Genomic DNA, 7036 nt, shown 5'->3' with positions numbered 1-7036 from the left:
GCCTGACCATGCGCCGGTGCGGCCGGCCACAGCGCCGCCGTGGCCGGCAGCGGCCGGCCCTGGGCCAGATGCCAGGCCGTGGTCATCCACCCGCCGTGCGTGACGACGTAGCGCCGCTGCGCGCCGCACTCGGCGAGAAAATCGGCGCAGCGCCGCGCGAGATCGTCCAGGCTCTCGCCGCCGCCCGGTCGAAAAAAGCGCAGGTCCGCGCACCACGCATCGATGGCCTCGACGGGGATGTGTGCCCACGCCCGCCCGTCCCAGTCGCCGAAATCCAGTTCGCGCAGGCGTTCGTCGAGGTGGTGACGCCAGCCCCAGGACGCCAGGTTCTCGCCCACGGCGCGGCAACGCTGCAGCGGCGAGGTCCACACCTCGCGGGGGCCCGCCTCGCCCCGAGCCCATTGGCGGATGCGATGCGCCAGGCGCCGGGCGCGGCGCGGGTCGACGGGCAGGTCGGTGCGCCCCAGGCACAGGCCTTCGGTCCCCTCAGGCCGAGGGTGGCGCCACAGGCGCAAGTTCAGATCCATCGCAGGCTTGCCACCAGGGCCAGGTAGAGCGCCAGCTCCGAGAGCTGTTGGGCGGCACCGAGCCCGTCGCCGGTGTAGCCCCCGAGGCGGCGCTGAAGCCAGCGGCCGCACCACAGGCCGGCCAGCGCCGCTGCGGCCAGGGCGACAGCCACCGTCCATGGTGGCAGGACCCATGCAGCGCCCAAGGCGGCCAATGCGGCCCAGCCCAGCGCCACCGCCCACCCGGGGCCGGACAACTGTGTGGCCAGCGGCTTGGCCTTGGCATGCTCCGGGTCGCCCCCATAGGGCAGGGCGCGGATCAGGCCCACCGACACGGTGCGCGAGACAGTGTGTGCCAGCACCAGGGCCACCGGCACCCAGGCGATGGGCAGGCTCGCCAGGCTTGCTGCCTTCAGGCCCAGCATCATCACCAGGCCCACCGTGCCGTAGGTGCCGATGCGCGAATCCTTCATGATGGCCAGCGCCCGCTCCCGGCTCACCGCGCCGCCCAAGGCGTCACAGGTGTCGGCCCAGCCGTCTTCGTGGAAGCAACCCGTCATCCACAGGCTGGCCGCCATCGCCAGCCCCACGGCGATTGCCGGCGGCAGCAGCAGCGCGGCCAGCATGAACACGGCGGCGCTGAAGCCGCCCACCACCGCACCCACCAGCGGGAAGTGCCGTGCACTGGCCTGCAGCCATTCGGGCGCGTAGCCAGCGCGAGCCACCCAGGCGCGCGGCAACGGGATGCGGGTGAAGAACTGCCAGGCGATGGCCAGGAGCCGCAGTTCATGGCCCAGGGGGCTCATGAGCGCTCGCTCACCCCGGCCGACTCGAAGCTGGCCATCTCGGCCAGCAGCTTCACGCTGGAGACGATGAGCGGCCAGGCCAGGGCCGCCCCCGAGCCCTCGCCCAGGCGCAAGCGCAGATCCACCAGCGGCTCGACGCCCAGGTGGGCGAGCATGCGACGGTGGCCCAACTCCTCCGAGCGATGCGCGAACACGCAGTAGTCGAGCACTTCGGGCGCCAGCGCATGGGCCACCACCACGGCCGCGCCGGTGATGAAGCCGTCCACCACCACCAGGCGCCGCTCGTGGGCGGCCTGCAGCACTGCACCGGTCATCATCGCGATCTCGAAGCCGCCCAGGGCCGCCAGCGCCTCCAGGGGCGATGCGGCGGCCACATTGACTTGCAAGGCGCGCTCCAGCACGGCGCGCTTGTGCGCCAGAGCGGCATCGTCGAGCCCGGTGCCCCGGCCCACGCATTCGGCCAGCGGCACGGCGGCCACGCGCGCCAACAGCAGCGCGGCGGCCGAGGTGTTGCCAATGCCCATCTCGCCCAGCAGCAGCACGTTGCCAGGCAGGCCGCGCACCACCTCGATGCCCGCTTGCAGCGCCGCCCAGCACTGGTCAGGTGTCATCGCCGGCCCGGTGCTGGCATCGGCCGTACCGGGGGCGATCTTGCGGATCAGCAAGCCCTCGCGCGGGGGAAAGTCATGCGCCACGCCCGCGTCAACGACGCGCAGGGCCAGGCCGTGCTGGCGGGCCAGCACGCTCACCGCCGCGCCCCCGGCCAGGAAGTTCTCGACCATCTGCCAGGTGACGTCGCTGGGATAGGCCGACACCCCCTGGCGTGCCAGGCCATGGTCGCCGGCAAAGACGACGAGCTGCGGCTCGCGCAGCGCCGGCGCCTCGCTGGCCTGCACGAGGCCGATCTGCACCGCCAGGGTTTCGAGCCGGCCGAGGGCCCCCAGCGGCTTGGTCTTGCGGTCCAGCCGGTGCTGCAGGCGCTCGCGCAGTCGGGCCTCTTCGGTCGGCAGGATACGGGGCAGGTCGGCTGGGGTCATCAGCGGTGTCCTTGCAGAGGTTTCAGGTCCAGGGGCAGGCCCGCCACCATCAGGGTGACGCGCCGTGCCCGCTCGGCCAGTTGCTGGTGCAGCCGGCCCAGCGCATCGACGGTGCGGCGCGTTTCGGCGCCCACGGGCATGACGCCCAGGCCGATCTCGTTGGAAACGAAGATGACCCGGCCGCTCAGGCCCGGCAGCACTTCGAGCAGGGCGTCAACCTCGGCCTTCGCATCACGCGCGGGCACGCCCGGCGGCGGGCACAGGTGCTGGGCCAGCCACAGCGTGAGGCAGTCGACGAGCAGGCAGCGGTCCTGGGCCGCCTGTGCGCGCAGCATGTCGGCGAGCGCGAAGTCGGCGTCGGGCAGCTCGAGGCTGACCCAGGAGGCCGGCCGCCGCGCTTGGTGCTCGGCGATGCGCGCGCGCATCTCCTCGTCGCCGGCCCAGGCCGTGGCGATGTAGACGATGCGCGCCCCCGCCGACTCGGCCTGACGGGCCAGGGCTTCGGCATGGCGGCTTTTGCCCGAGCGGGCACCGCCGAGAACGAGGTGAAGGTCGGGGTCGGGCTTCATTGGCCTGTGCGGGCATCGGACGCCCGGGGCATTGTAGGGAGTCCTGTGCCCGGCCCGCTGAGCGCCGGCGAGCCGCCACCGGCAGCAGGCTCCTACAATGCCTGTTCAAGGACGGGCCGCCTCATGTCAACCATCGACGAACTTGCCGATCGCATCGAGCGCCTGCTGCTGCGCCACGAGGAGCTGCGGCGCACCAACGAACTGCTCCAGCAGCAGCTCAGCCAGGTGTCCCAGGAGCGCGACAGCCTGCGCCAGCGGCTCAACACGGCACGCGCGCGCATCGATGCCCTGCTCGAACACCTGCCGGCCGAGCCGGCCCAGGCCACCGAGGACCGACAGGAGCGTTCATGAAGCAGATCGAAGTGACCATCATGGGCCAGAGCTACATCCTGGGTTGCGCCGACGGTGGCGAGGCGGCCCTGCTCGAAGCCGTCAATGCAGTGGACCGGGAGATGTGCGCGATCCGCGACGCCGGCAAGGTCAAGGCGCGCGAACGCATCGCCGTGCTGGCCGCGCTGAACATCGCCTTCGAGCTGGCCAACCGCCCAGCGCCTGCGCCGGCTCCAGCCCCTTCCACTGGCCCGGTGGACCCGGCCTCGCCCACCGACGCCCAGGCGCTGCGCGCTCTGGTGGCACGCATCGACGAGGCCTTGAGCCAGGAAGGTCGCCTGTTCTGACGGCCTCCCGGTCAGCCAAGCCCGCCGCCGTGCCGGGCGTAGAATCGCGATGTCCGTCGCGTTCGCGGGAGTTCTATATTTCCTTGAACCGATGCTCATCGAGCAAGGGCCTGGAACATTGCCTGGCTGGTGCGATCGTCTCGCGTCAGACGAACCCGAGGCCTGGCTGACCTCGCCCACCTGAATCCCCTGGGTTCAGGAATGCGGCTCCCGGCTCGCGGCGGACACCCCGTCTGCCGTCCTCTCGCCCATGCCGCAAGAACAACAGCAGTACTGGCTCATGAAGAGCGAGCCGGACGAATGCTCGATCGACGATCTCGCCGCCGCACCCGGGCAGACCGTGCCGTGGACCGGTGTGCGCAATTACCAGGCGCGCAACTTCATGCGCGATGCGATGCGCATCGGCGACGGTGTGCTGTTCTACCACTCGTCCTGCCCCGAGCCGGGCATCGCCGGGCTGGCGGAGGTGGTGAGCGACCCCTATCCCGACCCCACGCAGTTTGACCCGTCCAGCCCCTACCACGACCCGGCCTCGCGCCCCGAGGCCCCGCGCTGGATGCTGCGCGACGTGAAGCTGGTGCGCAAGACCCGGCTGCTGTCCCTTAAGGAGATGCGCACGCGCCCCGAGCTGGCGACCCTGCGCGTGTTGCAGCCGGGCAACCGCCTGTCCATCACCCCCGTCACGCCCGAGCAATGGCGGGCCGTCCTTGCCTTGCTGGAGCTGTCTTGAGTCTCGAATGGCTGTTCATCGCCGAGCTGATGGTGCTTGGCTGTTTCACGGGTTTCCTGGCGGGCCTGCTGGGCATCGGCGGGGGCATGCTGCTGGTGCCCTTCCTCACCTTCTTGCTGGCGCAGCGGGGGGTCGAAGCGCAACTGGCCGTGAAGATGGCCATTGCCACCTCGATGGCCACGATCCTGTTCACCTCGATCTCCAGCGTGCGGGCCCACCACAAGCGTGGCGCCGTGCGTTGGGACCTGGTGCTCGGCCTGGCACCGGGCATCGTGCTGGGCGGCCTGCTGGCCGGCGCGGGGGTGTTCGCCCTGCTCAAGGGCCAGTGGTTGGCCCTGTTCTTCGCGGCCTTCGTGGGCTTCTCGGCCACGCAGATGCTGCTGGACAAGAAGCCCAAGCCCACGCGACAGATGCCCGGTGCGGCTGGACAGGTGGCTGCCGGTGGCGTGATCGGCTTCCTCTCGGGCCTGGTGGGTGCCGGCGGCGGCTTCGTCTCCGTGCCCTTCATGACCTGGTGCAACGTGGCCATCCACCACGCCGTGGCCACCAGTGCCGCGCTGGGCTTCCCGATCGCGCTGGCCAATGTGGCGGGCTATGTGATCGGCGGCTGGTCGCTGCCGCCGGCCCTGCCCGGGGCCTTCGGCTTTCTGTACCTGCCGGCGCTGGCGCTGATCGCGGCCACCAGTGTGATGTTCGCCCCGCTGGGCGCGCGCGCCGCGCATGCGATGAACGTGAAGCAGCTCAAGCGCGCCTTCGCCATGCTGCTTTACGGGCTGGCGGCCTACATGCTCTACAAGGGGTTGGCCGGCTGAGCCGCCCTCGCGCGCTGCGGATCAGATCGCCGGCGCCGTTGCGGACGGCCGGGGCCGGAAGGGAATGCTGGCCAGCACCACGCCGTTGCCCCCACGGCGCCGGGCTTCCGACAGCGCCTGCTCGGCCAGCCGCAGCAGGCCGGGCAGATCGTCGCTGGTGTGCGGGAAGCTGGCCACCCCCATCGACACGGTGAAGCGCAGATCCTGGCCGTCGTGCATGACGATCTGGGCCTCGCACTGACGGCGCACCCCTTCCATGCGGGCATGCGCCGTGGCCAGGCCCACGCCCGACAGCAGCACGGCAAAGCGGTCGACCCCGATCCGGCAGGGGGCGTCCATGGCGCGGGTGTTGCCGCGCAGCAGTTGGCCCAGTGACTGCAGGCAGCGGTCCGCGGCTTGCCGGCCATGACGGGCCACCAGATCCTCGAGGTCGTCGACCTGGATGGCCACGAGCGCGAACTCGCGATGCTCCCGCGCCGACAGGTCGACCTCGCGCCGAAGCTGCTCGTCGAAATGACGCTGGTTGTACACCCCGGTGAGCGGGTCGCGCACGCCCTGGTCGCGCAGTTCCTGGCGCAGGTCCTCGTTCTGCCGCTGCTGCTGCTCCAGCAGATGCAGCGCGTGCCGCAGCTTGTCCTGCGTGCGGCGCAGCTCGCTGAAGTCGAGCCATAGGCCGGCCAGGCCCACGCCGTGCCCTTCCAACGGCACGGCCATGCGGGTGCAAACCAGGGCGCGGGAGGTGAGCTTTTCCTCGCGCTGCAGCGGCAGGCGCTGGGCGCGAGCCGCCTCGTCCCCTTCTTTCAGGACCGCCGCCGCCTCGGCATCGAGCAATTCCGCATCGGTGTGCCCGACCACGTCGTGCACCGAATGGCCGAGCACGGCCGCGGCAGCGGCGTTCACGAACAGATAGCGCCCCTGGGCATCCTTGACGAAGACCCCGGTGGGCAGTTGCTCGCAGGCCGCCTGGAGCAGGTGCACCAGCGCCTCCAGGCCCAGGCCGCTGCGTCGGGTCTGAGCCAGAACCTGGGCCAACGGGTCGCCCGGATCGGTGTCGGCACTGTCATCCATCGACGCATGGGGCGGCCGGTGCCGCGCGAAGCCGGCGATCAAGTCATTCATGGGGAAGGAACTGCTGCAGGCAGGGGCATCCGCCTTTTGGGGGATTGTCACCCCTTCCGGCAACCGCGTAATCCGGACCACCCCCCCTATTTGGGGCATGTCGCACAGAAAAATCTCAACCGAGCAGCCGCTCGAGACTCAGTTCGTAGCGTTCGGTCAGGCGGTCGAGTTCGGTGAGCAGGGCCTCGCTGGATCGGGCCAGGGCGATCCGGCCCGCCGCTTCGTGGGCCTGGCTCGCCCCGTCGAGCAGGGCCAACCAGGCCTGCGCCGCGGCCTGCAGGGACTCACGCAGTTCCGCGCCGGCCAGCGGCAGGGCCTGCAGGTATGCCTGGGCCTGCTCGAAGGCCTGGCGCGTGGCCTGCGCCGCAGCCAGGGCCTTCCTGTCGTGCGGCGCGGGCAGCAGGTGGGCCATCAGGGCCTGCTTGGCCAGCCGCTGCGAGAGCATGCGCTGGCGTCCGGCCACGTTGATGACGTGCAGCGTGGCCGCCGGGCCGGCCTGCTCCAAGATCGTGGTCAGCCGCTCGGCCTGCTCGAGCAGCCGCTCGGCCTGGGCATCCACCTCGGGCAGGTCCTGCACCATGGCGGTGCGGCCCAGGCCGTCCTTGAGCGCCGCCCAGGCCGATTGCACCGCAGCCAACAGGTCGCCGAAGCTGGCGGCCGACAGATGACGTGTCAGCAACGCCAGGTTCTCGTCGATGCGCTGCACGGAGGCCACCAGCCTTGCCTAACTGTCCTCGGCCTCGAGGCCACAGGCCCGCAGAGCATGGAACTTGACCAGGC

At 71.0% G+C, this 7036-nt stretch carries 10 protein-coding genes and 1 other RNA gene; 5 read left to right on the top strand and 6 right to left on the bottom strand.

Going from position 1 to position 7036, the window contains the following annotated elements:
- The 4 genes from ACK42S_RS13735 to cobU form a co-directional block, all read right to left on the bottom strand.
- The coding region (locus ACK42S_RS13735) for a histidine phosphatase family protein (protein WP_409708558.1) at nt 1–527 on the bottom strand (527 nt) is incomplete at its 3' end.
- Nucleotides 518–1312, bottom strand: a complete 795-nt coding sequence (locus ACK42S_RS13730) for an adenosylcobinamide-GDP ribazoletransferase (protein ID WP_409708555.1) — start codon at nt 1310–1312, stop codon at nt 518–520. The genes ACK42S_RS13730 and ACK42S_RS13735, both read right to left, overlap by 10 nt.
- Entirely contained in the window at nt 1309–2349 is a 1041-nt protein-coding gene (gene cobT / locus ACK42S_RS13725) for a nicotinate-nucleotide--dimethylbenzimidazole phosphoribosyltransferase (RefSeq protein WP_409708552.1), read from the bottom strand. The genes ACK42S_RS13730 and cobT overlap by 4 nt, the downstream gene beginning before the upstream one ends.
- On the bottom strand, nt 2349–2918 hold the full coding sequence (gene cobU / locus ACK42S_RS13720; RefSeq protein ID WP_409708549.1) for a bifunctional adenosylcobinamide kinase/adenosylcobinamide-phosphate guanylyltransferase: 570 nt from the start codon (nt 2916–2918) through the stop codon (nt 2349–2351). The genes cobT and cobU overlap by 1 nt, the downstream gene beginning before the upstream one ends.
- Before the next feature lie 123 nt (nt 2919–3041).
- On the opposite strand from cobU, the gene zapB reads away from it, so the two are divergent.
- From zapB to ACK42S_RS13695, 5 genes are all read left to right on the top strand, one after another.
- Nucleotides 3042–3269: a cell division protein ZapB gene (gene zapB, locus ACK42S_RS13715; RefSeq protein WP_409708545.1), complete on the top strand. Its 228-nt coding sequence runs from the start codon at nt 3042–3044 to the stop codon at nt 3267–3269.
- Nucleotides 3266–3595 (top strand): cell division protein ZapA, encoded by a 330-nt coding sequence (locus tag ACK42S_RS13710; RefSeq protein WP_409708542.1) that lies wholly within the window; start codon nt 3266–3268, stop codon nt 3593–3595. Before zapB ends, ACK42S_RS13710 begins: the two co-directional genes overlap by 4 nt.
- Nucleotides 3596–3644: 49 nt before the next feature.
- Nucleotides 3645–3824, top strand: a non-coding RNA gene (gene ssrS / locus ACK42S_RS13705) — 6S RNA.
- 21 nt (nt 3825–3845) lie between these two features.
- Nucleotides 3846–4325 carry an EVE domain-containing protein gene (locus tag ACK42S_RS13700; RefSeq protein ID WP_409708539.1) on the top strand — a complete coding sequence of 160 codons (480 nt, stop codon included), beginning with the start codon at nt 3846–3848 and terminating at the stop codon, nt 4323–4325.
- A 29-nt stretch (nt 4326–4354) separates the two neighbouring features.
- On the top strand, nt 4355–5137 hold the full coding sequence (locus tag ACK42S_RS13695; protein WP_409708561.1) for a sulfite exporter TauE/SafE family protein: 783 nt from the start codon (nt 4355–4357) through the stop codon (nt 5135–5137).
- 21 nt (nt 5138–5158) lie between these two features.
- Here the strand turns inward: ACK42S_RS13695 and ACK42S_RS13690 are convergent, their stop codons facing one another.
- Both ACK42S_RS13690 and ACK42S_RS13685 read right to left on the bottom strand, forming a co-directional pair.
- Complete coding sequence (locus ACK42S_RS13690) at nt 5159–6256, bottom strand: diguanylate cyclase (protein WP_409708536.1); 1098 nt, start codon at nt 6254–6256, stop codon at nt 5159–5161.
- A 115-nt stretch (nt 6257–6371) separates the two neighbouring features.
- Complete coding sequence (locus ACK42S_RS13685; RefSeq protein ID WP_409708533.1) at nt 6372–6971, bottom strand: type IV pili methyl-accepting chemotaxis transducer N-terminal domain-containing protein; 600 nt, start codon at nt 6969–6971, stop codon at nt 6372–6374.
- Between the last annotated feature and the right edge of the window lie 65 nt (nt 6972–7036).

The sequence above is a fragment of the Caldimonas sp. genome (assembly GCF_046289365.1).
Taxonomy (GTDB): domain Bacteria; phylum Pseudomonadota; class Gammaproteobacteria; order Burkholderiales; family Burkholderiaceae_C; genus Caldimonas.
Note: the sequence above shows the minus strand (reverse complement) of the source record. Positions and strands in the feature narration are given on the sequence as shown.

Bases quoted from the DNA above. Each gene is read 5' to 3' on its own strand.
- zapB (WP_409708545.1), top strand. From the start codon at position 3,042: ATGTCAACCATCGACGAACTTGCCGATCGCATCGAGCGCCTGCTGCTG.
- ACK42S_RS13730 (WP_409708555.1), bottom strand. From the start codon at position 1,312: ATGAGCCCCCTGGGCCATGAACTGCGGCTCCTGGCCATCGCCTGGCAG.
- ACK42S_RS13700 (WP_409708539.1), top strand. From the start codon at position 3,846: ATGCCGCAAGAACAACAGCAGTACTGGCTCATGAAGAGCGAGCCGGAC.
- ACK42S_RS13690 (WP_409708536.1), bottom strand. From the start codon at position 6,256: ATGAATGACTTGATCGCCGGCTTCGCGCGGCACCGGCCGCCCCATGCG.
- ACK42S_RS13695 (WP_409708561.1), top strand. From the start codon at position 4,355: ATGGTGCTTGGCTGTTTCACGGGTTTCCTGGCGGGCCTGCTGGGCATC.
- ACK42S_RS13710 (WP_409708542.1), top strand. From the start codon at position 3,266: ATGAAGCAGATCGAAGTGACCATCATGGGCCAGAGCTACATCCTGGGT.
- cobT (WP_409708552.1), bottom strand. From the start codon at position 2,349: ATGACCCCAGCCGACCTGCCCCGTATCCTGCCGACCGAAGAGGCCCGA.
- cobU (WP_409708549.1), bottom strand. From the start codon at position 2,918: ATGAAGCCCGACCCCGACCTTCACCTCGTTCTCGGCGGTGCCCGCTCG.